The sequence below is a fragment of the Microbacterium sp. ProA8 genome (assembly GCF_039905635.1).
Lineage (GTDB): Bacteria > Actinomycetota > Actinomycetes > Actinomycetales > Microbacteriaceae > Microbacterium > Microbacterium chionoecetis.
The window spans coordinates 3,264,449-3,289,534 of record NZ_CP157000.1 but is presented as its reverse complement, the minus strand read 5'-3'; the positions used below and the strand labels follow the sequence as shown (position 1 = coordinate 3,289,534).

The window sequence follows — 25,086 nt, the reverse complement described above, 5'->3', positions numbered from 1 at the left end:
ATGCCGCGACCCCGGCTGGGTCGCGGCATCCGTCGTCTTCTGCCGTCTTGCGGCAGGACTCAGCTGAACTGGTTCATCGTGTTGTGCTGACCGCCGGCCTTGAGGGCCGCGTCGCCGGCGAAGTACTCCTTGTGGTTGTCGCCGATGTCGCTGCCCGCCATGTTCTGGTGCTTGACCGTGGCGATGCCCTCGCGGATCTCGCGGCGCTGCACCCCCCTCACGTACGCGAGCATGCCCTCGTCGCCGAAGTAGCCCTTGGCGAGGTCATCGGTCGACAGCGCCGCCGTGTGGTACGTCGGGAGTGTGATCAGGTGGTGGAAGATCCCGGCGCGCGCGGAACCCTCGCGCTGGAACGTGCGGATCTTCTCGTCGGCCAGTCGCGCGAGCTCCGTGTCGTCGTAGTCGACGTTCATCAGGTCGCCGCGGTCGTAGGCCGAGACATCCTCGCCCCGCTCAGCGAGCAGGTCGTAGGCCTGCTGGCGGAAGCTGAGCGTCCAGTTGAACGACGGGCTGTTGTTGTAGACGAGCTTCGCGTTCGGGATCTCCTTGCGGATCGCGTCCACCATGCCGGCGATCTGCTCGACGTGCGGCTTCTCGGTCTCGATCCACAGCAGGTCGGCGCCGTTGCGCAGCGACGTGATGCAGTCGAGCACGACGCGCTCCTCACCGGTTCCGGGGCGGAACTGGTAGAGGTTGCTGGCGAGACGCTTCGGGCGCAGCAGCTTTCCGTCGCGCTTGATCACCACGTCGCCGTTTCCCAGATCGCCCTCCGAGATCTCTTCGACGTCGAGGAACGAGTTGTACTGGTCGCCCAGGTCGCCGGGCTGCTGGGAGACCGCGAGCTTCTGGGTGAGGCCGGCACCGAGCGAGTCGGTGCGGGCGACGACGATGCCGTTCTCGATGCCGAGCTCGAGGAACGCGTAGCGGACCGCGTTGAGCTTCGCGATGAAGTCCTCGTGGGGAACGGTGACCTTGCCGTCCTGGTGGCCGCACTGCTTCTCGTCCGACACCTGGTTCTCGATCTGGATGGCGCAGGCGCCCGCCTCGATCATCTTCTTCGCGAGGAGGTAGGTCGCCTCGGGATTGCCGAACCCGGCATCGATGTCGGCGATGATCGGCACCACGTGGGTCTCGTAGTTGTCGATCTGCGACTGGATGAACTCCACCGCGGTCTCGTCGCCGGCGGCACGTGCCCCGTCGAGCTGGGTGAAGAGCAGGTCGAGCTCGCGGGCGTCGGCCTGGCGCAGGAAGGTGTAGAGCTCCTCGATGAGCGCCGGCACGGAGGTCTTCTCGTGCATCGACTGGTCGGGGAGGGGGCCGAACTCCGAGCGGAGCGCGGCGACCATCCAGCCCGACAGGTAGAGGTAGCGCTTGTTGGTGCTCTTGAGGTGCTTCTTGATCGAGATGAGCTTCTGCTGGCCGATGAAGCCGTGCCACACCCCGAGCGACTGGGTGTACACCGACGAGTCGGCGTCGTACTCCGCCATGTCGCGGCGCATGATGTCGGCGGTGTACTGGGCGATCTCGAGTCCCGTCCGGAAGCGGTTCTGCGCCCGCATGCGAGCGGCGGACTCGGGGTCGATGGCGTCCCAGCTGGAGCCGTGCAGCTCCTTGAGCGCCTGGATGGCTTCGATGTCGTCTTCGTACGCGGTCATGGTGTGTCCTTTGCGATAGGGGTGTTCGTGTCCCGATAAGCGGTCGTCGTGTCCCGATCTCCACCGCTCGCGCGGTCGCAAGCGGGGGAAATCGGGACACGGATGACGCGTCAGTCGGTCTCGATCAGGAAGCGCGAGTAGGCGGGCAGCGTCAGGAACGCCGGGAAGTCCTGGCCGAGGGCGACATCGCGGAAGATCTCCGCCGCGTCGTCGAAGCGGTCGCCTTCGCTGCGCTGGACCTCGTCCAGCACCTGGGAGATCAGGCCCTCGACGTAGTCGCGGGTGATCGCGGTGCCGTCGTCCGTGGTGCGGTCCTGGTGGATCCACTGCCACACCTGCGAGCGCGAGATCTCGGCCGTCGCGGCATCCTCCATGAGGTTGTCGATCGCCACTGCGCCGAGGCCCCGCAGCCAGGCCTCGAGGTAGCGGATCGCCACCGAGACGTTCGCGTGCACGCCCGCCGCCGTGACCGGACGCCCGATGTGCACGTCGATCAGGTCGGCTGCGCTCACACGGACCTCGGGACGCTGACGGTCGAGCTGGTTCGGGCGATCGCCCAGCACCGCGTCGAACTCGGCCCGCGCGACCGGGATCAGGTCGGGGTGGGCCACCCACGTGCCGTCGAAGCCGTCGCCGGCCTCGCGCTTCTTGTCGGCGGCGACCTTCTCGAACGCCGTCGCGGTCACCTCGGGGTCGCGCCGGTTCGGGATGAAGGCGCTCATGCCGCCGATCGCGAAGGCGCCGCGCTTGTGGCACGTCTGCACGAGCAGCTCGGTGTACGAGCGCATGAACGGCACGGTCATCGTGACCTCGCTGCGGTCGGGCAGCACGAAGCGCGCACCGCGGCCGCGGTAGTTCTTGATGATCGAGAAGATGTAGTCCCAGCGGCCGGCGTTCAGGCCCGCGCAGTGGTCGCGCAGCTCGAAGAGGATCTCCTCCATCTCGAACGCCGCCGGCAGGGTCTCGATCAGCACGGTCGCCCGGATCGTGCCGTGCGGGATCCCGATGTACTTCTCACTGAAGGTGAAGACGTCGTCCCACAGCTTCGCCTCCTCGCTCGACTCGAGCTTGGCGATGTAGAAGTAGGGCCCACGGCCGTTCGCGATCAGTCGCTCGGCGTTGTGGAAGAAGTACAGCCCGAAGTCCACGAGCGACCCCGACGCGGCCATCGTGCGGCCGGTGCGGTCGGTGAAGCGGATGTGCTGCTCGGGCAGGTGCCAGCCGCGCGGCCGCATCACGATGGTTGGCGTCTCGGTGGCGGTGACCTCGTAGCGCTTGCCTTCGGGGCTGGTGAACGAGAGCTCGCCGCGGATCGCGTCGCGCAGGCTCAGCTGGCCCTCGATGACGTTCTTCCACGTGGGACTGGTGGCGTCCTCCTGGTCGGCGAGCCACACCTTCGCGCCGGAGTTGAGCGCGTTGATCGTCATCTTCGGGTCGGTCGGGCCCGTGATCTCGACGCGGCGGTCCTCGAGTCCGGGACCTGCACCGGCGACCGACCACTCGGAGTCCTCGCGGATGTGGCGGGTGTCGTCGCGGAACTGCGGGTCGTGCCCGTTGCCGATCTCGAAGCGGCGGCGCATGCGGTCGGCGAGGCGGTCGTGCCGGCGGGCGCCGAAGCGCTGGTGCAGCTCGGTGAGGAACGCGATGGCCTCGGGGCTGAGGACCTCGTCGTACCGGGGCTGCATGCGGCCGGCGATCTCGATCGACGGCTCGTGGATCTGGGTGGGGATGGGGCCGGTGCGCGTACGCATCGGGGTGGCGGTTGCAGGTGTCATGTCCCTGTCCTGTCTGTGCGGTCCCGGTCGTTGAGCGAGCTTGCGAGTCGAAACGTCTTCGGTGGGTTCGAGGCGTTCCGTCTCGGTCGCTGGCGCTCCCTCGCTCGACGACCGGGGGGAGTGTGGAGATGTGGGATGCCGCACCCGGCGTGTGGGCCGGGTGGAGGCATTCCGTGATCCGCGTTCTGGATCAACCGTCGGTTTGTCGTGACACCACTCTGCGGTGAAGTTCGGGGGTCGAACCGACGATTCGCCGTGTGAACTTTTCGAGGATTTCTGTTTTCGTGACAGAATCGGCTCATGACGACGACGTTCACACCCGAGTTGCGCGGTGAAGTACCCGACGATGAAGAGGTGGATCCCCTCACCATCGGCCGTCGCATCCGGCAGCTGCGCACCGACCGCGGCATGACGCTCGAAGAGCTCGCCGCTGCCGTCGAGCGCGCGCCGAGCCAGCTGTCGATGATCGAGAACGGCCGGCGCGAGCCCAAGCTCACGCTGCTCCAGTCGATCGCGCGGGCGCTCGGCTCGTCGATCGAGGCGATCCTCGAGTCCGAACCGCTCGACGAGCGCGCGACGCTCGAGATCTCGCTCGAGCGGGCGATGCGCGGCCAGACGTTCCAGGCGCTCGGCATCCCGCCGTTCCGCATCGGCAAGACCGTGCCGACCGAGGCGCTGAAGGCGATGCTCGCGCTGCAGGGTGAGATCGAGCGTCTCCGCGACGAGCGCGCGGCAACGCCGGAGGAGGCCCGCCGTGCGAACGTGGCGCTGCGCAAGCTCATGCGCACGCAGAACAACTACTTCGCCGAGCTGGAGCAGCAGGCGCGGAGGCTCCTCGCCGCCGTCGACCACCCGGGTGGTCCGCTGACGCAGCGCACGGCATCCGACATCGCCGCCCACCTGGGCTTCACGCTGCACTATGTGTCCGACCTGCCGCAGACGACCCGGTCGGTGGCCGACATCAAGAACGGCCGCCTGTACCTCTCGAGCCGCCTCACGACCAAGGGCGACCCGCGCACGGCGGTGCTGCAGGCGCTGTCGAGTCGCATCCTCGGGCACCGCGAGCCGACCTCGTACGCAGACTTCCTGCGCCAGCGTGTGGAGACGAACTACCTCACGGGGGCCCTCCTGATCCCCGAGGCGCACGCCGTGCCGTTCCTGCAGGAGGCGAAGAAGGACCGCTCGATCTCGATCGAGGATCTCCGGGACGCCTACTCGGTGTCGTACGAGACCGCCGCGCACCGCTTCACGAACCTCGCGACCGTGCACCTGGGCCTGCCGGTGCACTTCCTCAAGGTGCACGAGTCGGGCGTCATCACGAAGGTGTACGAGAACGACGACGTCAACTTCCCGACCGACCGCCTGGGCGCGATCGAAGGGCAGATGTGCTGCCGCAAGTGGACCTCGCGCGTCGTCTTCGACGTCGACGACCACTTCAACCCGTACTACCAGTACACCGACACCGGCAACGGCACGTACTGGTGCACCGCGCGCGTCGAGCTGTCGAGCGAGGGCGCGCATTCGGTGAGCGTCGGCGTGCGGTTCGACGACACCAAGTGGTTCCTCGGCCGCGACACACCCAATCGTGGCGTCTCGACCCACTCGGTCGAGGCGTGCTGCCGCCGCGCGCCGGCCGAGCTCGAGGCCGCCTGGCGCGAGCAGTCGTGGCCCAACGTGCGCACCCCGCGCACCCTGCTCGCCACCCTGCCGACCGGGTCGTTCCCCGGCGTCGACACGACCGACGTGTACGAGTTCCTCGAGGCCCACGCTCCCCGCTGATGCCGCCCGGCACCTGCTCGCCACACACGTCGCCACGCAGGTTTGCCGAGAACAGGTGTTCTGGCGGAGACAGGCGAAACCCGGCGGGATCGTCCTGCATGCGCCGGAACACCTGTTCCGGGCAAGGGCGCTGGGCGCTGTCCCTTCGCGTGAGAAGCGCATGAGAGACCGGATGCCGGGGGTTCAGCCAATACCTGCCGCGTGTTAGGTTTTGCGCACCGACGGTTCCGTCCGACGGAGCCGCTTTCGACGAGGAGAGCGCGATGAAGCGATGGGTGAGCACGGTGGCGGGGGCCGGACTGGTGGTCGCGGGACTGACGGTCGGCGGATCGGCCCAGGCAGTCGGCGGTCAGGGCGACGGCGGCGGCAGACCCGGCAACGAGACGCTGCAGCGGTGGGCCGAAGACACCTGGGCATCTCTCGATGCCATGACGGATGAGGCCACGGGGTTGCCCTCCGACAACGTCACGGGCGACCTGCAGACCGTCGGCGCCTACACGTCTCCCACCAACATCGGCGGCTACCTGTGGTCGGCCGTGACCGCGCGCGACCTCGGCATCATCGGCGCTGACGAGGCGCACGACCGCATCGCGACGACTCTCGACACCCTCGAGACGCTGGAGCGCAACGACGCCAGCGGCATGTACTACAACTGGTACGACCCGGCGACGGGTGCCAAGCTCACGACGTGGCCGGATTCCGGCGATCCGGTGCACCCGTTCCTCAGCACCGTCGACAACGGCTGGCTGGCCTCGGCGCTGCGCATCGTGCGCGAGGCGGAGCCCTCGCTCGCGGCCCAGGCGGACGCGCTGTACCGGACGATGGACTTCTCGGCCTTCTTCAACCCCGAGGGCGCTCCCGGGCTGCCGGCCGGCACCAACCGCGGTGGGTTCTGGGAGGTGCCGCCCCCGGACTGCAGTGTCGCGGCACCGATGTACAACGGTTCCGGCGAGACCGCGTACTACACCTGCCACCACTACGACACGACCGTGAGCGAGAGCCGGATCGCGACGTACCTGGGCATCGCCAACGGACAGATCCCGCCGACCGCGCTCTACGGCACGCACCGCACCATGCCGCCGGGCTGCGACTGGGACTGGCAGGAGCAGCTGCCCACGGGTGAGTACCGCACGTACGACGGCTTCCAGGTGTGGGAGGGCGTGTATTCCTACGCCGGCATGTCGTTCGTGCCGGCCTGGGGCGGCAGCATGTTCGAGGCGCTCATGCCCGACCTGCTCGTACCCGAGACGACCTGGGGGCCGCGCTCGTGGCGCCTCAACCACCCCATCACGGTCGCGGTGCAGGAGCACCACGGTCTGGAGGACGCGGGCTACGGCTATTGGGGCTTCTCGCCCGCGAGCAACCCGTTCGGCGGCTACTCCGAGTACGGCGTCGACATCGCCGGCATGCGCTCGGACGGCTACTTCTCGGATGTCGAGCACACCGACATCGACGTCGACCACCCCGGCTGCAGCACCGGCACGAACCCCGATCCTGAGTACGGCGACGGCGTCGTCACGCCGCACGCGGCGTTCCTCGCGCTGCCGTACGACCGGGAAGGCGCCATCGACAACCTCAGCCGGATCGAGACCGACCTCGCCGCGTACGGCCCCGGGGGCTTCTACGACGCCGTCGCGACGGGCAGCGGCACGATCGCCGAGCGGTACCTGTCGCTCGACCAGGCCATGATCATGGCGGCGATCGGCAACGCCCTCACCGGGGATACGCTGAAGGACTACTTCGTGGATCGTGACATGGAGCGGCTCCTGCGGCCCGCGATGCGCCAGCAGGACTTCGGGTCGACGTGGTGAGCGGCGCCCGCGGCAGCGATGAGTGACCCGCCGGAGTGTGGCGCCGGCGCGGACGGGAGGCAAGGGTGACCGCGGACGAGCAGGTCGACAAGGCGGCGCCGCGCGGCCCGCGGGGCAGCTATGCCAAGGGGCAGGCGCGGCGGCAGGCCATCGTCGACGAGGCGCTGGCGGTGTTCTCCCGCACCGGTTTCCACAGCGGATCCCTGCGCGAGATCGCCAAGCGCGTGGGGCTCACGCCGGCCGGGCTGATGCACCACTTCGCCGACAAGGAGGAGCTGTTCGCCGAGGTGCTGCGCCAGCGCGACGAGAAGGTGCGTGCCGCCGCGGGCGACCCCGCCGAGCACACGCTCATCCAGCAGGCCGAACGGGTGGTGGCGTACAACAAGACCACGCGCGGGCTCACCTCGCTGTACGCCATCGTGTCGGCCGAGGCGACCGACTCGGAGCATCCTTCGCACGAGCAGTTCGCCGACCGTTATCGCTCAACGGCCCAGCGTGCGGGGGACCTCCTGCGCGCGGGCCAGGAGGCCGGCGAGGTGCGCGACGATGTCGACCCTGACCTGGCGGCGCGCCTGATCAGCGCCGTCATGGACGGCATCCAGCTGCAGTGGCTGCTCGACGAGTCGGTCGACATGGTGCCGCTCTTCGAGGAGTTCGTCCGGGGCTACCTGATCCCCGACCACCCGGCCCCCGCCCACCGGGTCCCCGACCCGGCCGCCGAGCGAGCGCGAGACGACCGAGACGAAACGCTCTGAGCGCAGCGCACGGGCGCCGGCCCGGGTCGTCTCGTCTCGCTCGGCCTGCTCAGCGACCGGCGGGCAGGCCGTTCGCGCGCGCGACCCGACCGAGCCACGCGAGGCTCGGCTTCGGCCGGCGCTCGAATGTCTCGGGGTCCCAGCCGATCAGCCCGAACGTCGGCCGGAAGCTGCCCCACTCGTAGTTGTCGAGGGCGCTCCAGTGCAGATACCCGCGCACGTCGATGCCCTCGGCGATGCACTCCCGCACCGCTTCGAGCGCCCCGGTCGTGTAGTCGATGCGGCGGGCGTCGTCGGCCGTGGCGATGCCGTTCTCGGTGATGTACACCGGGGCTTTCGCCCGCGCCCAGGCGTTGCGGATGCCGTCGCCGACCGCCGGCGGGAAGTACTCCCACCCGGTGAGGGTGCGCTCCGCGTCGTCGGCGATCGGGAGCGGACCGTCCTGCCCGATCTTCGTGCGCGTGTACGCCTGTACGCCGATCCAGTCGTCGCCCTCCGCGGCGTCGAGGAAGACGTCCTCGCGCGATCGGCCGTAGTCCGCGGCGACCTGCTCGGCGCCGGGCTCGGGCTGATACGCCTGCGTCGCGACCGACCAGCCCGCCCGCGCACCCGCCGACCGGACGAGTTCGCGCGCGCCCCGATGCGCGGCGATCAGCCGGTCCGTCACGTCCGGAACGCCGGGCGGCAGGCCGATCGACGGGAAGCCCACCTCGGGGTCGGCCAGCACCGACACCATGTTGGGCTCGTTGATGGTGCAGACGAGCTCGACGTCCTCGAGCACGGGAAGGGCGGCCTCGACATAGCGCCGGAACGCGTCGACCGAGGCATCCGTCAGCCACCCGCCCTCCCGGGCGAGCCAGGCCGGATTGGTGAAGTGGTGGAGGGTGATCACCGGCTCGAGGCCGAGGTCGCGAGCCGTCGCCACCATGCGGCGGTAGTGGTCGATCGCCGCGCGTGAGACCCAGCCCTTCTCGGGCTCGATCCGCGCCCACTCGATGCTGAAGCGGTAGGCGGCCAGGCCCGCGTCGGCGAGCAGCGCCATGTCCTCGGGGTAGCGGTGGTAGCTGTCGGCCGCGTCGCCCGACGGCGCCTCGACCGGTGGCCCCGGCAGGTGCCCCCACTCCCGCTGCCACCAGTCCGAGTTGACGTTGCCGCCCTCGATCTGGTGCGCCGCGGTCGACGCGCCCCACAGGAACCCTTCGGGGAAGTCCATCGTGTCGATGATCCTTTCGTTTCGAGATGACGGATGCCGCGGCATCCGTCATCTCACTTGATGCCGGTGAGCGAGATGCCCTGCACGAAGTAGCGCTGCAGCGCGACGAACACGATCAGCACGGGCACGACGACCACGACGGCGCCGGCCATCATGAGGCCGTACCGTGCGGCGTTCTGCCCGACCGAGTACAGCGCGAGCGCCACCGGGAGGGTGTACATGTCCTCGGTCGTCGCCACGACGAGCGGCCAGAGGAAGTTGTTCCAGCTCGCGAGGAACGTGAGGATCGTCAGCGTCGCGATCGCCGGCCCGCACAGCGGCATGATGACGCGCAGGAAGATGCGCCATTCGCCCGCGCCGTCGATGCGCGCCGCCTCGATGAGCTCGTCGGGGAGCCCCAGCATGAACTGCCGCATGAGGAACACGCCGAGCGGGGTGATGAGGAACGGCAGGATCAGCCCGGGATACGAGTTGACCAGCCCCAGGTTCGCCGTGAGGACGAACAGCGGGACGAAGGTGACCACGCCCGGAACCATCAGCGTCGACAGCACCAGCGCGAACAGCAGCTTCTTGCCGCGGAACTCGAGCTTGGCCAGCGCGTAGCCCACCATCGAGCAGAAGACGATGTTGCCGAGCGTGACGAAGACGGCGACGACGACGCTGTTGAAGAAGAACGTCGCGAAGTCGAGGCGCGCGAACAGCGTCACGAAGTTGTCGAGCGTGGGTTCCTTGGGAAGGAAGTCCGTGGGGTACTGGCGGATCTCGGCATCGGTCTTGAACGCGCCGAGGATCATCCAGATGAACGGCATGATCATCGCCACCAGGCCGAGGCCGAGGACGATGTACAGCCACCAGCGGGTGCGCCCCTCCATCCGGCGGCGTCGGCGGCGTGCCGGCCTCGCCGGCTCGGAGCCGGGCGCCGCGACGGGCACGGGTGCGACCGCGGTCATGTCAGTCCCTCCTTCCGAGCAGGCGGAATTGGATCAGCGAGAGCAGCACGATCGCGAGGAACAGCACGTAGCTCGCGGCAGCGGCGTACGAGTAGTTGCCGAAGCCGAACTGCTGGTAGGTGTACATCGCGGTCGACAGCGTCGAGTCGAGCGGGCCGCCGCGGGTCATGACGAACGGCTCCTCGAAGAACTGCAGGAACCCGATGCCGGTGATGACCGCCGCGAACAGCAGCGCTGGTCTCATCTCGGGGATCGTGATGCTCCAGAAGCGCTGCCAGGCGTTCGCGCCGTCGACCATCGCCGCCTCGTGGTGCTCGCGGGGCACGCCCTGCAGGGCGGCCAGGAAGATCACCATGAGCGTGCCGATGTTGCGCCAGACCGCCATCATGATGAGTGACGGCAGCGCCCAGGTGGTCGACTGCAGCCAATCCGGACCCTGGATGCCGAACCAGGCGAGGAAGCCGTTCAGCAGGCCGTCGGGCTGGAGGATGAAGCGCCACACGATCGCGATCGCCACGATGCTGGTGACTACGGGCGTGTAGAAACCCACCCGGAACACGGTGCGGAACTTGCGGATGCCCTTGTCGAGCGCCAGGGCGACGACCAGCGCCAGAGCGATGGTCAGCGGCACCGCCACGATCACGAAGGTCAGCGTGTTGCCCAGGGACCGCAGGAACCGCGGGTCCTGGAAGAGCCGCACGTAGTTGTCGAACCCGACGAGGTCGACCTGGAACGGCGTCTGCAGGTCGCGCGTCGTCATGTCGGTGAAGCTCATGCCGAGCGACGCGATGATCGGCCCCGCCATGAAGACGAGGAACAGCACGACGAACGGTGCGGCGAACAGCCACGCCGTGAGGGTCATGCGCCGGGCCCGCCGTGACGCCCCCGAAGGGGGAGCGCCACGGCGAGTGGCCGGCGGTGCGAGAGTGGCCACGCTCGGGCCTACTCTCCGGTGCCGATCGACGATGCCTGCTGCTGGATCGTCGCCACGGCGTCGGCGGGTGTGGTCTCACCACGCGTGGCCTTCTCGAGTTCCTGGTCGATCACAGCCGACACCTGCGCCCAGGTCGCGATCGCCGGCGGCGCCTTCGAGTCCTGCAGCTGCTCGCCGAACACGCTGAGGTACGGGTCTTCGGCGAACGTCGGGTCGTCCCAGGCGGACTGGACGCTCGGGAGGTCGGTCGAGATGTCGTACCACTCGATCTGCGTCTCGGGCTCGCTCAGCCACCGGACGAACTTCCACGACGCGTCGCGGTTGTCGGTCTCTTCGAACACCGCGAGGTTGCCGCCGCCGGTGAAGCTGGTGCGGCTGTCGGCGCCCGGCACCATGGCGACCCCGAACTTGTCGGCGAACTCCTCGCCGCCCTGGTCGAGCAGCAGGCTCACGTGGAACGGGCCGCTGTAGAAGGCGCCGACCTCCCCGTTGATGAAGGCCTGCTCGATCTCGCCGCCCTCGAGGCGACGCGGTTCGGCGATGCCCTCTTCGAAGAAGCTGGTGTAGAAGGCGAAGGCCTCCTCCCATTCCGGACTGTCGAGCGTGAACTCGGTGCCGTCGTCGTTGAGGATGTCGCCGCCCTGCTGCCACGCCAGCGGCGTCACGTACTGCCACGAGTCGAATCCGCCCGGGGGCAGCGAGACGCCCCACTGGGCGCCGGCCGTCTGCAGGGCCTTCGTGAACTCCTTGTACTCATCCCACGTCGTCGGCGGCTCGACACCCGCCTGCTCGGCGAAGTCGGTGCGGTAGTAGAGCACCCGCGTGTCGACGTACCACGGCACGCCGTAGGCGACGTCGTCGACGACGGCGGTGTCCCACGAGCCCTCGAAGAACGACGACTCGTCCACCAGGCCGTCGGGCGTGGGCTCGAAGGCGCCGGTCGCGGCGAACTCGCCGACCCAGGTGGTGCCGAGCATCGTGATGTCGGGGGTCTCGCCGCCGGCGATCGCGGTCGCGATGCGGTCGTGGGCGCTCTCCCACGGCACAGCCGTCACTTCGATCGTGACATCCGGGTTCTCCTCCTCGAACTGGGCGGCGAGCTCGTCGAGGACTTCGCCCTCGTTGCCCATCGCCCAGACCTCGACGGTGCCCGACGCAGGGGAGTCGTCGATCGCCTCGCCGCCTCCGCCGTCTCCTCCGCCACCACCGTCGTCCGTGCGCCCGCAGCCTGCGAGCACCAACGCGCCCACGAGCGCGGTCGCTCCGACCGCCGCCCATCGTGAGGTCCTGCGTACTGATCGTGTCATCGGTCCTGACGCCTCCATCGGTCGTCGCCGCTCCGCGCGGCGTCCTTGCCTCCGCTGTGTCGGCGCACAGGGCGCCGCCCTCTGACGATAGCGCTAATACCTGACACATGAAAGGTATTAGGGATGAGAATCGCCTCATCAGGCAGGATGCCTCCGCCCGGCGCGCCGACGAACGGCCTGGCGCGGCATGCTGCGAGGTGCTAGCGGCGGGCGCCGACAGCCGGGGGAGGTCGCCACAGGCTGTCCCCGAGAACAGGTGTTCTGGCGGAGGCAGGGGGATTTCGGGCGGATCGTCCTGCGTGCGCCCGAACACCTGTTCCGAGCGACGGGTTGTGGGGCGCCGTGCGGCGGCGCGCGTGCGTCAGTGGCGCCCGGCGACGACGTCCGCGACGTGGGCGGGCCAGGCGGTGCGGTCGGAGGGACCGGCTGCCTCCAGCCGGTCGGCCATCCGGTACGCGGTGTAGATCGCGTTGACGGCGGTCCAGCGCAGCGGCTCGATCTCCCAGCGCTTCGCGCTGTGCCCGACCCACGGCAGCCGGGTCAGTTCGGCGTCGCGCTCGAGCACCAGGTCGGCGAGGGTGCGGCCGGCGAGGTTCGTGGCCGTCACGCCGGTCCCGACGTAGCCGCCCGCCCAGCCGAGGCCGCTGGCCCGGTCGTGGACCACGGTCGCGGCCCAGTCGCGCGGCACTCCGAGGACCCCCGCCCAGGCGTGGGCGATCGGGAACGAAGCGCCCGCGGCCTCAGAAGAGAAAGCGCCCGCGGCCTGAGGAAAGAACTCCTGCAGCAGCCCCGCGAGCGACCGGATCGTGCGCTCCTGCGTCGTGCCGTCGGTGTCGACGCGTGACCCGTAGCGGTACGGCACGCCTCGCCCTCCGAAGGCGATGCGGTCGTCGGCGGTGCGCTGCGCGTACATGTAGACGTGGGCGAAGTCGCCGAGGGTCTCGCGGCCGTTCCAGCCGACGGCCTCCCAGAACGCCGATGGCAGCGGCTCGGTCACGATCATCGACGAGTTCATGGGCAGCCAGGTGCGGTGCTCGCCGCGGAGGTCGGCCGTGAAGCCCTCGGTCGCCCGCAGCACGTGCGCCGCCCGGACCGTGCCCCGGTCGGTGACCGCCCGTCCCGCCGAGATCTCGCGCACCTGCGTCTGCTCGTAGATGGGCACGCCGAGTCGCTCGACCGCTTCGGCGAGCCCGCGCACGAGCTTGCCCGGGTGAACGCGCGCGCAGTGCGGGTGCCAGGTGGCGCCGAGCGCGCCGGCGATGCGGATGCGGGATGCCGCGGCCGCGGCATCCATCACCTCCACATCGGTATGGGGCCACGACTGCTCGGCTTCCGCGCTCGCCCGCAGGCGCGCGAGCTGTGCGGGCGTGCGGGCGACGCCGAATTCGCCGCCCTTGACGATGTCGGCGTCGATGCCCTCGCGGGCGGCGACGGCGATGACCTCGTCGACCGTCTCGTTGAGGGCGCGCTGCTGGGCGATCGCCGCGTCGCGACCATGGGTCTCGGCGTAGCGCTCGCGCCCGCCGGTCACGGTGTTCGTGAGCCATCCGCCGTTGCGACCGGATGCCCCGAATCCGGCGAACCGCTGCTCGAGCACGACCACCCGCAGGGACGGCTGCTCGCGCTTCAGGTAGTACGCGGTCCAGAGGCCGGTGTAGCCCGCGCCCACAATCGCGACGTCGGCGTCGAGGTCGCCGGGCAGCGGCGGTCTCGGGGTCGGCAGGCCGCCGAGGTCGCGCCACCACCACGACACGTCACCATTGCGCACGGGGCTCAGAGGCATGCGCCCATCCTCGCGCGTCCTGCCCGTGCGGCGTCCCGATGATCTGTCGCGAGTATCGGTCGGACCGCGACAGGGTGCCCCGGCGTCCAGAACGAGTTTGCCCGATCTCGACGCCGAGCGAGACGGCCCGTGGACGCCTCGAGGGGGCTCAGGCGTCGAGGGCGCGCAGCGCCGCCCACAGCTCGGCGCGGGTCGCGAACGACGAGAGGTCGCGGCCGAGCACCCGTTCGATGAGCGCGAGACGGGTGCGGACGGTGTGGCGGTGCACGCCGAGGGACTGAGCGGATGCCTCGTGCGAGCAGTCCGCGTCGAGCCAGACCTGCAGCGTCTGGACGAGGTGGGTCCCCTGTGCGGCGTCGTGGTCGTACAGCGGCGCCAGCTCGGCGCGCGCGAGCGCCCGCGCGTCGTCGGTCAGGGCCGACAGCACGCCGCCGCGCGAGACCTCGGCGAAGGCCGTGACGGCTCCCACACCGCGGTCGCGGGCGACGCGCGCCTGCCCGAGCGCGGCGGCGAAGGTGTCGTAGGCCGCGGGGTCCGACATCCCGATGCGGACGTCGAAGCGGTCGACGAGGTCGTGGAGGCTCGAGGGGTCGTCCGCCGGCACCACGAGCACGAGTCCGTCGTCCCCGCGCCCGAAGAACAGCCCACCGCGCTTCTCGTCGGCCCAGAGCTCGAGCAGCTCGGCGATGCCGTCGACGCGGGCTGCGGCGGCATCCGTCACCGCCACGATGACGGGCGCTGCCGGAAGCGGCCCCCACAGCTCGCGGGAGGTGCGCCGGGCGAGCCCTGGGTCGCCGCCGAGGAGCGACTGCACCAGGCCCGCGCGCAGCGCGCTGCGGGCGCGACCCAGTCCCTGCTGCTGCTCGAGGGCGAGGCCCGCCATCGCGATGACGGCGGTGACCACGACCCGTCCCTCCTGATCGAGGTCACCGGCGGCGATCGCGATCACGCCGCGGAGATGCCCGCCACGGCCCAGGGTCTGCAGCGTGAAGGGCGTCTCGCCGATGTGCAGCGACGACCCGGCCCGGGCTCCGCGATGCAGCACGCCCGTCACCTCCCGCTGCAGCGCAGCCGCCGTGTCGGCGTCGAGCGCACCGGCGGGGTGCTCGCGCGCCAGCTCGCCGGCGGCGTCGAACATGCCCACCCAGGTGTCGAGCTGCTTGGCGAGCTCGGCCACGGTGGCGCCGAGGCCGTCGGGGCGCAGTGCCGCCAGCGCGATGGCGCGCTGCGCGGCGAGCGCCCAGCTGCGGCGGGCGTAGGCCTCGGCGGCGATCGCCTCGGCGTTGGCGCGGGCCACCGCGATGAACGGCGTGCGGTACGGCACCTCGAACAGCGGCATCCGCTCGTCCCGGCACGCGTCCACGAGGGCGGGCGGGATGCCGGCGCGCGCCACCTCGGTGCCGAACCCGAGACCGACCACGCCGCGGGCTGCGAGGCGGCTGACGTACGCGCGGTAGACGTCCGGCGCGTCGTCGCCGTGGGGAAACTGCGTACCGGTGGTCAGCAGGACGAGACCCTCCGAGAGGAACGGCGTCGGGTCCGCGAGATCCGAGCTGTGCACCCAGCGGATCGCCTTGTCCAGTGCGCTGTCCAGAGCGCCCGGCTCTAGATCGTCCCCGGCCAGTGAGAGCCGCAGATCGCGCCGCGCGAGCAGCGCACGGAGGGTGGGGGCATCGGCGTCCATGGTCCCCGAGTGTACGTGCCGTACAGACGAGTGAGCAGAATGTACAGTCGGGCGGGTGCGAGCTCTCCGGCGCGCGACATACGCTCCCCACCATGAGCAGCGCAGCCGACATCGTCACCGAAACGCCCCTCGGCGGTCCGACCCTTCCGCAGGAGCGTCGCCTGGTCACCAGCATCCCCGGTCCTCGCTCCCTCGAGCTGATCGACCGCAAGGCCGATGCCGTCGCGGCGGGCGTCGGCCACACGGCACCGGTGCACGCCATCGCCGCCGGCGGCGGCGTGATCGTCGACGCCGACGGCAACTCGCTCATCGACCTCGGCTCGGGCATCGCCGTCACCACGGTCGGCAACGCGCACCCGAAAGTCGTCAAGGCGGTGCAGGAGCAGGTGGCCCAGTTCACCCACACGTGCTTCATGATCGCGCCGTACGACTCGTACGTGTCGGTCGCCGAGGCCCTCAACCGCCTCACGCCGGGCGACCACGCGAAGAAGAGCGCGCTGTTCAACTCGGGCGCCGAAGCGGTGGAGAACGCCGTCAAGATCGCCCGCAAGTACACCGGCAAGCAGGCCGTCGTCGCGTTCGACCACGGCTACCACGGCCGCACCAACCTCACGATGGCGCTGACCGCGAAGGCCATGCCGTACAAGAGCGGGTTCGGGCCGTTCGCCTCCGAGGTCTACCGGGCACCCCTGTCGTACCCGTACCGTGACGGGCTCACCGGCGCCGAGGCCGCGAAGAGGGCCATCTCCGTCATCGAGAAGCAGGTCGGCGCCGACAACCTCGCCGCCGTCATCATCGAGCCCATCCAGGGCGAGGGCGGCTTCATCGTCCCCGCCGAGGGCTACCTCCCCGCCCTCGTCGACTGGTGCCGGGCCAACAACGTGGTCTTCATCGCCGACGAGATCCAGACCGGCTTCGCCCGCACCGGCCGCATGTTCGCGAGCGAGGTGTTCGGCATCGTCCCCGACCTCATCACCACCGCCAAGGGCATCGCCGGCGGACTGCCCCTGGCAGCCGTGACCGGCCGGGCCGAGATCATGGATGCCTCCCACGCGGGCGGCCTCGGCGGCACCTACGGCGGCAACCCCATCGCCTGCGCTGCGGCGCTCGCGGCGATCGACGTGTTCGAGAACGACGGCATGCTCGAGCGGGCGCGCGAGATCGAGACGCTCCTCAAGGGACGCCTGCAGCAGCTGCAGGCCGCCGACCCGCGCGTCGGCGACGTGCGGGGCCACGGCGCCATGATCGCCGCAGAATTCGTCGACCCCGCGACGGGCGAGCCAGATGCCGCGCTCACCGCCGCGGTCGCGAAGGCGTCCATCGCACAGGGCGTCATCGTGCTCACCTGCGGCACCTACGGGAACGTGATCCGTTTCCTGCCGCCGCTGTCGATCACCGACGACCTGCTCCACGAGGGCCTGGACGTCGTCGCGGCAGCGCTCGCCGACAGCTGATTCCGGATGCCGCGGCCGGTGCAGATCCGCCCGGCCGCGGCATCCATCCCCGCCCGCTCTGGCACGATGTCCCGATTTCTCGCCCTCATGTCCCGGTTTCACCCGAAACAGGGCCCCAGAGCGGTGGATTTCGGGACACGGTTGCTGCACACCCCCGCTCTCGCGCTCACTCTGGCGCAGAGCCTGACGAAGGAGTCCGAATGACCGAGCTGACCCGCGACGTCGTGATCGTCGGCGCCGGCGCCGCCGGCACCACCGCCGCCAACGAGCTGAAGAAGGCCGGCCTCTCGGTCGTCGTGCTCGAGGCGCGCGACCGCGTCGGGGGGCGTCTCTGGACCGACGTCATCGACGGCGCCATGCTCGAGGTCGGCGGGCAGTGGGTCTCGCCCGACCAGGACGCGCTCAAGGAGACCCTCGCCGAACTGGGCCTCGAGACCTACAGCCGCTACCGCGAGGGCGACTCCCTCTACATCGGCCGCGACGGCGAGCTCCAGCGGTTCACGGGCGAGATCTTCCCGGTCGCGCCCGAGACCGAGAAGGAGATCGTGCGGCTCATCGACGTGCTCGACGGGCTCGTCGCGCAGGTCGACCCCGACAAGCCGTGGGAGCACCCCGATGCCGAGGCGCTGGACCGCATCTCGTTCGAGGCGTGGCTCGAGGAGCAGACCGACGACCAGGAGGCGCGCGACAACATCGCGCTCTTCATCGCCGGCGCCATGCTCACGAAGCCCGCGTACGCGTTCTCCGCGCTGCAGGCCCTGCTCATGGCGGCGAGCGCGGGCAGCTTCTCGCACCTCGTCGACGCGGACTTCATCCTCGACGAGCGCGTGGTCGGCGGCCTGCAGCAGGTTCCGCTGCTCCTCGCCGAGCGCCTGGGCGAGGACGTCATCCTCGGTCAGCCGGTCACCGAGGTGCACTGGTCCGACGACGGCGTCCGCGTCGTCACCGACAACGGCCTCGCGGTGCGCGCGCGCTTCGTCATCCTCGCGCACGCGCCGATCCTCTACCCGTGGATCGAGTTCCAGCCCGCGCTGCCTCGCCTGAAGCAGCAGATGCACCAGCACATCTCGATGGGCTTCGTCATCAAGGTGCACGCCGTCTACGACCGCCCGTTCTGGCGCGAGCAGGGGCTGTCGGGCACCGCCTTCAGCCCGTACGAGATCTCGCACGAGGCATACGACAACACCAACCACGGCGACGACCGTGGAACCCTCGTCGGCTTCGTCTCGGACCGCAACGCCGATGACCTGTTCCGCGTCTCCGCCGAGGAGCGCAAGGAGCGCATCCTCGAGTCGCTGTCGCACTACTACGGACCCGAGGCCAAGAACCCGCTCGTCTACTTCGAGAGCGACTGGGGCGCCGAGGAGTGGACGCGCGGCGCGTACGCCGCCAGCTTCGACCTGGGCGGTCTGGCGCGCTACGGCGCCGACCTCCGCACCCCCGTCGGCCGGATCCACTTCGCGTGCAGCGACATGGCCGGCGCCGGCTACCAGCACGTCGACGGCGCCATCCGCATGGGTCGCCTGGTCGCGGCCAACATCGTCGAGGCGGCGCGCCGATGAGCGCGCGCATCGTCGTCGGCTATACCGCGACGGATGCCGGAGCCGACGCGGTCGCGCTGGGCGTGCGTCTCGCCGCCGCGACGGGGGGCGCACTCGACCTGGTGCTCGTCCTGCCGGGGGAGGACCGCAGCGTCATCACCCCGCCCGACGCCGGCTACGACCGCTACCTCCAGGGGCAGGCCGAAACGTGGCTCGCCGAGGCGGCGACGTCGATTCCGGATGCCGTGGCGCACAGCTCGCACGTGCGGTTCGGCGACTCGTTCGCCGAGGGCCTGATCGCGGCCGCGCACGAGTTCGAGGCATCCCTCATCGTCGTCGGCGCGGCCAACGGAGGACTCCGCGGCCGACACCGCCTGGGGACCGTCGCCACCGAGCTGCTGCACTCCGCCGACGTCGCGGTCGCACTCGCACCCGAGGGCACGCGCCGGACGCAGGTCACCGGCGTCAGTCGCGTCACCGCCGCGATCGGCACGCGCCCCGGCGCGAGCGCGCTGCTCGACGCGAGCGTCGCGATCGCCACCGCGACCGGCGCATCGCTGCGGCTGCTGTCGCTGGTGTCGGTGGACCTGCCCGCCAGCGTCGACACCGGCGTGATCCGCATCGCCGGAGCGGCTCACGCCGACGACGTGCTGGGCAAGGCGCTCGACGCGCTCCCGGCCGACCTCGACGCCGAGGTGGTCGTCGCCCGCGGCGAGAGCATCGAAGACGCCGTCGCCCACCTCGCCTGGGAGCCCGGCGAGCTCGCCGTCGTCGGCTCCAGCCGCCTCGCGCAGCACCGGCGCCTGTTCCTCGGCTCGACCGCGGCCAAGATGCTGCACGAGCTTCCCGTCCCGATGGTCGTGGTGCCCCGCACCTACGACAAAGAGAGCGCCCGCGCACTGTCGCGCGTCGGCGCCGAAGAAGGAGAACGCGCATGAGCGCTTCCCAGCACACCGGCGCCGTCGCGCCACCGGCTTCCGCCGCCGAGGCCCGCGGTCTGTCCAAGAAGGGCCTGAGCGCCGGCGCCGTCGGCGTCGTGGGCGCCGTGGTCATCGGCATCTCGACGATCGCCCCGGCCTACACGCTCACCGCCTCGCTCGGCCCGACGGTCGCGGTGGTGGGCACCCAGGTGCCCGCGATCATCCTCGTCGGCTTCATCCCGATGCTGCTGACGGCGTTCGGCTACCGCGAGCTCAACCGTGCGATGCCCGACTCGGGCACCTCGTTCACGTGGGGTGTGCGGGCCTTCGGCCCGTGGATCGGCTGGATGACAGGGTGGGGTCTCATCGCCGCCACCGTGATCGTGCTGTCCAACCTCGCCGGCATCGCGGTGGAGTTCCTGTTCCTGCTGATCTCGCAGCTCACGGGCAACCCCGACATCGCCGACCTGGCGTTCAACCCGTTCATCAACGTTGCAGTGTGCCTGCTGTTCATGCTCGGCGCGACGCTCGTCTCCTACCGCGACATGCAGACGACGCAGAAGTTCCAGTACGTCCTGGTCAGCTTCCAGGTCGTCGTGCTCGTGCTCTTCGCCGTCGTCGCGATCATCAAGGCGGTCGACGGTGAGGCGCCCGACCCGACCGCGTTCTCGTGGTCGTGGTTCAACCCGTTCGAGGTGCCGACGTTCAGCGCGTTCGCCGCCGGCCTGTCGCTCTCGATCTTCATCTTCTGGGGCTGGGACGTCGTCCTCACCATGAACGAGGAGACCAAGAACCCCGAGAAGACCCCGGGTCGCGCGGCGATGCTCACCGTCGTCATCGTGGTCTCCCTGTACCTGCTGCTCTCGATCGGCCTGATCATGTTCGCCGGCGTCGGCAACGGGCCGCTGGGGCTGGCGAACGAGGACATCTCGGCCAACGTGTTCTTCGCGCTCTCCGATCCGATCCTCGGCCCGCTGGCGTTCCTGGTGTCGCTCGCCGTGCTGTCGAGCTCGGCCGCCTCGCTGCAGTCGACGGCCGTCGGCCCGGCGCGGACGCTGCTGGCGATGGGCCACTACGGCGCACTGCCGAAGAAGTTCGCGCGCGTGAGCCCCCGCTTCTTCACGCCCGGCTACGCGACGGTGGTCTCGGCGATCGTGGCGTCGGTGTTCTACGCCGTCATGCGCGTGGTGAGCGAGAACGTCCTCACCGACACCATCCTGTCGCTCGGCATGATGATCTGCTTCTACTACGGCCTCACCGCGTTCGCGTGCGTCTGGTACTTCCGCAAGCAGTGGTTCGACTCGGTGCGCAGCTTCTTCTTCACCTTCCTGTTCCCGCTGGTGGGCGGGGCGATCCTCGCGGTGCTGTTCGTCACGACGCTCATCGACTCGATGGACCCGGCGTACGGCAGCGGATCGAGCATCTTCGGCCTCGGCCTGGTGTTCGTGCTCGGGGTGACCGTCATCCTGGTCGGTGTCGTGATCATGATCTGGCAGGCGATCAAGCGTCCGGCGTTCTTCCGCGGTGAGACACTCGGTATCGATGCCCCCGAAAGCCTTCGCCGCGCCCGCCGCTGACAGGCAGACTGACCACAATCCATCCGATCGGAGAGCAAGAATGACCGACTACGCCGTCGTCAACCCGGCCACGGGCGAGACCCTGGCCACGTATCCGACCATCACCGACGAGGCTCTCGAGACCGCGATCGCGCAGGCGGATGCCGCCTACCGCACCTGGCGCGATCAGCCGGTCGCCGAGCGCGCCGCGCGCATCCGCAAAGTCGCCGACCTGCACCGCGAGCGCCGCGACGACCTCGCCGCGATCATCGTGCGCGAGATGGGCAAGCCGCTCGAGGCCGCACTCGGCGAGGTCGACTTCGCGGCCGACATCACCGAGTACTACGCCGACCACGCGGAGAAGATCACCGGCGACCAGCCGATCGACATCGACGGCGAGGGGACCGCGGTCATCCGCCGCACGCCTCTCGGCGTGCTGCTGGGCATCATGCCGTGGAACTTCCCGTACTACCAGGTCGCCCGCTTCGCGGCGCCCAACATCGTGGTGGGCAACACGATCCTCCTCAAGCATGCGCCCCAGTGCCCCGAATCGGCTGCCGCGATCGCGGCGATCTACGCCGACGCCGGGCTCGAGGGCGTGTACACGAACATCTACGCGACGAACGACCAGGCGGCCACCATCATCGCGGACCGCCGCGTGCAGGGCGTGTCGGTGACGGGCTCCGAGCGCGCCGGTGCCGCGGTCGCCGAGATCGCGGGGCGCAACCTCAAGAAGGTGGCGCTCGAACTCGGCGGGTCGGACCCCTTCATCCTGCTCTCGACCGACGACCTGGACAGCGCCGTGGAGGCCGCGGTCGCCGCGCGCCTCGACAACACCGGGCAGTCGTGCAACGCGGCCAAGCGCTTCATCGTGGTCGACGGCCTGTACGACGCCTTCCTCGAGAAGTTCACGGCGGCGATGTCGGGCGCTAAGGTCGGCGATCCGTTCGCCGACGACACCGTGCTCGGCCCGCTCTCGTCGCTGACTGCCGCGGAGCGCCTGGCCGAGCAGGTCGAGAAGGCGGTGTCGCAGGGCGCCACCCTCGTGACCGGCGGCACGCGCGACGGCGCGTTCTACCCCGGTACAGTGCTCACCGACGTCACGAGCGACATGGATGCGTACCGCGAGGAGTTCTTCGGCCCCGTCGGCGTCGTCTACCGGGTCGCCGACGAGGACGCCGCAGTCGCGCTCGCCAACGACACCAGCTACGGCCTCGGGTCGTATGTCTTCACGACGGACGAGGAGCAGGCGAAGCGGGTGGCCGACAAGATCGACGCCGGCATGGTCTACGTCAACGTCGTGCTCGCCGACGAGCCGGGGTTGCCCTTCGGCGGCGTCAAGCGCTCCGGCACGGCGCGCGAGATGGGGCTGCTCGCCGCCGACGAGTTCGTCAACAAGAAGCTCATCCGCGTCGGCGTCTGACCCGCCGACGTCGAGACAGGGGATTCCCGTCGAACCGCAGGGCATCGCTCTCGGTCTCGGCGGGAGTCCTCGGTCTCGCGGTCTCGCGGTCTCGCGGCTCGCGGCCTCGCGGCGCGCGGCGCGCGGCTCGCGGCGGGCCGGCGCCGCCGTTCCGCGCTGCCGCCATCCGGGGGTGTCGCAGGACACTCGGGAGCGCGAGGATGGAGTCATGGCAGACACACCGGATCCCGTCGTCGCCCTCTCCGACGAGCAGTGCTGGGAGCGCCTGCGCACGCAGGAGCTCGGGCGCCTCGTGACGCACGTCGGCGACGTGCTCGACATCTTCCCCGTGAACTACGTCGTCGACGGCCGGAGCCTGCTGTTCCGCACGGCCCAGGGCAGCAAGCTGTTCGAGCTGACCGTCAACGACGAGGTGCTCTTCGAGGTCGACGACCACACCGACACCGACGCCTGGAGCGTGATCCTCCGCGGTCGCGCCCATCCGCTGGAGCGCTCGGAGGACGTCGAGCGCGCGGACGGGCTGGGCCTGCGCCCCTGGATTCCGACGCTCAAGTACACCTATGTGCGCGTCGAGCCGACCTCGCTGTCGGGCCGCGCGTTAGAGCGTGCGCCCGAGCCGGACCGCTACGGCGTGCAGCAGTACTGACCCGCCGGGCGCCCCGCCCGGGAGTGCCCTCGGTTCGCGGGTCCTGCGGGCATGCCGTACACTGGAACGTGCAGTTGAAGTCTGCATTCTTTCGCCGTGCCCGTTGTCGGGCGCGGATCCTCAAACCGCGGTGAGAGGGGAAGAGTGCGGGTTTCACGAGACCTCCGGGTCTCTAGGGCGGTAGCTCAATTGGCAGAGCAGCGGTCTCCAAAACCGCAGGTTGCAGGTTCGATTCCTGTCCGCCCTGCGCGTCAGCGCAACACATCCTGCGTTGATAACAAAATGTGGTCGACCCGTGTCGGCTCACGGAAGGTAATCAGGTGGCATCGATGGTTCAGGACGAGCCGAAGGGCGAGGTCGTCCCCGCTGAGGGAACGGCAGCACCCCGCGAGAAGAAGCCCAACGTCTTCGCTCGTATCGCCCTGTTCGTCCGTCAGGTCTTCGCCGAGCTCCGCAAGGTCGTCACCCCGACGCGCCAGGAGCTGCTGAAGTACACGGCGGTGGTGCTCGGCTTCGTCGTCGTCATGATGGCACTCGTCTACGGCCTGGACGTGCTGTTCGTGTGGATCACGACGTACGTCTTCGGAGTGCCCGCCTGATCCCCGAGCGCTTCGGCCTGATGCCAGGAGCCACGACACGGGCGGACCGCAGGTCCGGCAGCGGACGGAACGGAAGAGAACTCACGTGACTGAAAGATATGTCGACGACGCCGATTGGGCGACCGCCGCAGAGCAGTCCTCGGAGGACGACGAAGCCCAGGAGGGCAACGTCCTCGCGGCGGAGGAGCGGTCCGTCGAGGCCGCCGAGCACGTCGCGATCCACATCGTCGACGACGGTGACGAAGACGAAGACGACGCCGACCTGGACGACATCGACATCGACGACCCGGAGGCGGACGCGATCGTGAACGACGCTCTCAATCTTGACGAGACGGCAGAGACCGAGGCGGCAGCCGAGGTGATCAACGACTCCCTCGCGGAGGAGGTCGCCGAGCGCGCGGCCGAGGCCGCCGACGAGGTGACCCCGTACGACGGTCCCGACGTGAACGGCGACGAGGACGAGCCCGAGCTCGACGAGGACTTCGTCGAAGAGGTGGATGCCGCAGCCGCCGTCGTGGACGAGGTCGAGGCATCGGTCTCCCCGGCTGACGCCGCAGAGGCTCCCGAGCTCGAGGACGACGCCGACGAGGACTCGGACGACGAGGACGAGGACCCCTACGAGGCGTTCCGCGCCGAGCTGCGCACCCTCCCGGGCAAGTGGTACGTCATCCACTCCTACGCCGGCTTCGAGCGCAAGGTGAAGGCCAACATCGAGCAGCGCAAGTCGACGCTCGAGGTCGAGGACGACATCTACCAGATCGAGGTCCCGATGGAGGACGTCGTCGAGATCAAGAACGGTCAGCGCAAGATGGTCACGCGCGTCCGGATCCCCGGCTACGTGCTCGTGCGCATGGACCTGAACGAGGACACCTGGTCGGTCGTGCGTCACACGCCCGGCGTGACCGGCTTCGTCGGCAACGCCCACAACCCGACGCCGCTGCGCTTCGAGGAGGCCTTCAACATGCTGAAGAGCCTCGTCGAGGTCAAGGAGGTCGCCGGCGCCAAGGGCGGTGCGGCCAAGAAGGGCGCCGCCGCCGCGACCCGCGTCATCCCGGCCGAGGTCGACTTCGAGGTCGGCGAGACCATCACGATCAAGGAGGGCTCGTTCGCGGGCCTGCCCGGCACGATCAGCGAGATCAAGCCTGAGAGCGGCAAGCTCACGGTCCTCGTCTCGCTCTTCGAGCGCGAGACCCCGGTCGAGCTCAGCTTCGACCAGGTCACCAAACTCTGACACAAGACTTCCCGGGTCTTCCCGGGGGAACCGCTGCTCGGAAACGCCGAGTGCGCGGGAGAACGGATGG

The 25,086-nt window shown here is 69.7% G+C and carries 19 protein-coding genes and 1 tRNA gene; 12 read left to right on the top strand and 8 right to left on the bottom strand.

The window, feature by feature from the left end; all coding sequences use genetic code 11:
* Positions 1–59: 59 nt before the first annotated feature.
* Together ABG085_RS14845 and aceB are read right to left on the bottom strand one after the other, a co-directional pair.
* On the bottom strand, positions 60–1,655 hold the full coding sequence (locus tag ABG085_RS14845) for an isocitrate lyase (RefSeq protein ID WP_347976489.1): 1,596 nt from the start codon (positions 1,653–1,655) through the stop codon (positions 60–62).
* A 110-nt stretch (positions 1,656–1,765) separates the two neighbouring features.
* Positions 1,766–3,406, bottom strand: a complete 1,641-nt coding sequence (gene aceB / locus ABG085_RS14840; protein WP_347979212.1) for a malate synthase A — start codon at positions 3,404–3,406, stop codon at positions 1,766–1,768.
* A gap of 324 nt (positions 3,407–3,730) precedes the next feature.
* Here aceB and ABG085_RS14835 point away from each other — a divergent pair, with 324 nt between their 5' ends.
* The 3 genes from ABG085_RS14835 (at position 3,731) to ABG085_RS14825 (ending at position 7,775) form a co-directional block, all read left to right on the top strand.
* Positions 3,731–5,209, top strand: a complete 1,479-nt coding sequence (locus ABG085_RS14835; protein WP_347976488.1) for a helix-turn-helix domain-containing protein — start codon at positions 3,731–3,733, stop codon at positions 5,207–5,209.
* A 263-nt stretch (positions 5,210–5,472) separates the two neighbouring features.
* A complete protein-coding gene (locus tag ABG085_RS14830; RefSeq protein WP_347976487.1) occupies positions 5,473–7,020 on the top strand; it encodes a glucoamylase family protein in 1,548 nt (515 codons plus the stop codon).
* A gap of 65 nt (positions 7,021–7,085) precedes the next feature.
* Positions 7,086–7,775, top strand: a complete 690-nt coding sequence (locus ABG085_RS14825) for a TetR/AcrR family transcriptional regulator (protein WP_347976486.1) — start codon at positions 7,086–7,088, stop codon at positions 7,773–7,775.
* A 49-nt stretch (positions 7,776–7,824) separates the two neighbouring features.
* Here the strand turns inward: ABG085_RS14825 and ABG085_RS14820 are convergent, their stop codons facing one another.
* The 6 genes from ABG085_RS14820 to ABG085_RS14795 all read right to left on the bottom strand — a co-directional run bounded on the left by ABG085_RS14820 (position 7,825) and on the right by ABG085_RS14795 (position 15,646).
* Complete coding sequence (locus ABG085_RS14820; protein ID WP_347976485.1) at positions 7,825–8,988, bottom strand: family 1 glycosylhydrolase; 1,164 nt, start codon at positions 8,986–8,988, stop codon at positions 7,825–7,827.
* Positions 8,989–9,041: 53 nt separating this feature from the next.
* Entirely contained in the window at positions 9,042–9,860 is an 819-nt protein-coding gene (locus tag ABG085_RS14815; protein WP_347979211.1) for a carbohydrate ABC transporter permease, read from the bottom strand.
* A 79-nt stretch (positions 9,861–9,939) separates the two neighbouring features.
* Positions 9,940–10,800, bottom strand: coding sequence for a sugar ABC transporter permease (locus tag ABG085_RS14810; RefSeq protein ID WP_347976484.1), 861 nt, complete (start codon positions 10,798–10,800; stop codon positions 9,940–9,942).
* An 80-nt stretch (positions 10,801–10,880) separates the two neighbouring features.
* Positions 10,881–12,179 carry a sugar ABC transporter substrate-binding protein gene (locus tag ABG085_RS14805; RefSeq protein ID WP_347976483.1) on the bottom strand — a complete coding sequence of 433 codons (1,299 nt, stop codon included), beginning with the start codon at positions 12,177–12,179 and terminating at the stop codon, positions 10,881–10,883.
* Between the two features lie 361 nt (positions 12,180–12,540).
* Positions 12,541–13,962: an FAD-binding oxidoreductase gene (locus ABG085_RS14800; protein WP_347976482.1), complete on the bottom strand. Its 1,422-nt coding sequence runs from the start codon at positions 13,960–13,962 to the stop codon at positions 12,541–12,543.
* A gap of 148 nt (positions 13,963–14,110) precedes the next feature.
* Complete coding sequence (locus ABG085_RS14795; protein ID WP_347976481.1) at positions 14,111–15,646, bottom strand: PucR family transcriptional regulator; 1,536 nt, start codon at positions 15,644–15,646, stop codon at positions 14,111–14,113.
* A gap of 92 nt (positions 15,647–15,738) precedes the next feature.
* On the opposite strand from ABG085_RS14795, the gene gabT reads away from it, so the two are divergent.
* The 9 genes from gabT to nusG all read left to right on the top strand — a co-directional run bounded on the left by gabT (position 15,739) and on the right by nusG (position 25,016).
* Positions 15,739–17,100 carry a 4-aminobutyrate--2-oxoglutarate transaminase gene (gene gabT, locus ABG085_RS14790; protein WP_347976480.1) on the top strand — a complete coding sequence of 454 codons (1,362 nt, stop codon included), beginning with the start codon at positions 15,739–15,741 and terminating at the stop codon, positions 17,098–17,100.
* Positions 17,101–17,300: 200 nt separating this feature from the next.
* Positions 17,301–18,662, top strand: coding sequence for an NAD(P)/FAD-dependent oxidoreductase (locus ABG085_RS14785; protein WP_347976479.1), 1,362 nt, complete (start codon positions 17,301–17,303; stop codon positions 18,660–18,662).
* Positions 18,659–19,579, top strand: a complete 921-nt coding sequence (locus tag ABG085_RS14780) for a universal stress protein (protein WP_347976478.1) — start codon at positions 18,659–18,661, stop codon at positions 19,577–19,579. Before ABG085_RS14785 ends, ABG085_RS14780 begins: the two co-directional genes overlap by 4 nt.
* Entirely contained in the window at positions 19,576–21,138 is a 1,563-nt protein-coding gene (locus tag ABG085_RS14775) for an APC family permease (RefSeq protein ID WP_347976477.1), read from the top strand. Before ABG085_RS14780 ends, ABG085_RS14775 begins: the two co-directional genes overlap by 4 nt.
* Positions 21,139–21,178: 40 nt before the next feature.
* Complete coding sequence (locus ABG085_RS14770; RefSeq protein ID WP_347976476.1) at positions 21,179–22,540, top strand: NAD-dependent succinate-semialdehyde dehydrogenase; 1,362 nt, start codon at positions 21,179–21,181, stop codon at positions 22,538–22,540.
* Positions 22,541–22,748: 208 nt separating this feature from the next.
* The gene (locus ABG085_RS14765; RefSeq protein WP_347976474.1) at positions 22,749–23,186 is read left to right on the top strand and encodes a pyridoxamine 5'-phosphate oxidase family protein; all 438 of its coding nucleotides are present in this window, start codon (positions 22,749–22,751) and stop codon (positions 23,184–23,186) included.
* A 174-nt stretch (positions 23,187–23,360) separates the two neighbouring features.
* A tRNA-Trp gene (locus tag ABG085_RS14760) sits at positions 23,361–23,433 on the top strand.
* An 82-nt stretch (positions 23,434–23,515) separates the two neighbouring features.
* Positions 23,516–23,785 (top strand): preprotein translocase subunit SecE, encoded by a 270-nt coding sequence (gene secE / locus ABG085_RS14755; protein ID WP_163619996.1) that lies wholly within the window; start codon positions 23,516–23,518, stop codon positions 23,783–23,785.
* An 85-nt stretch (positions 23,786–23,870) separates the two neighbouring features.
* The gene (nusG, locus tag ABG085_RS14750) at positions 23,871–25,016 is read left to right on the top strand and encodes a transcription termination/antitermination protein NusG (protein ID WP_347976473.1); all 1,146 of its coding nucleotides are present in this window, start codon (positions 23,871–23,873) and stop codon (positions 25,014–25,016) included.
* The last annotated feature ends 70 nt before the right edge of the window (positions 25,017–25,086 follow it).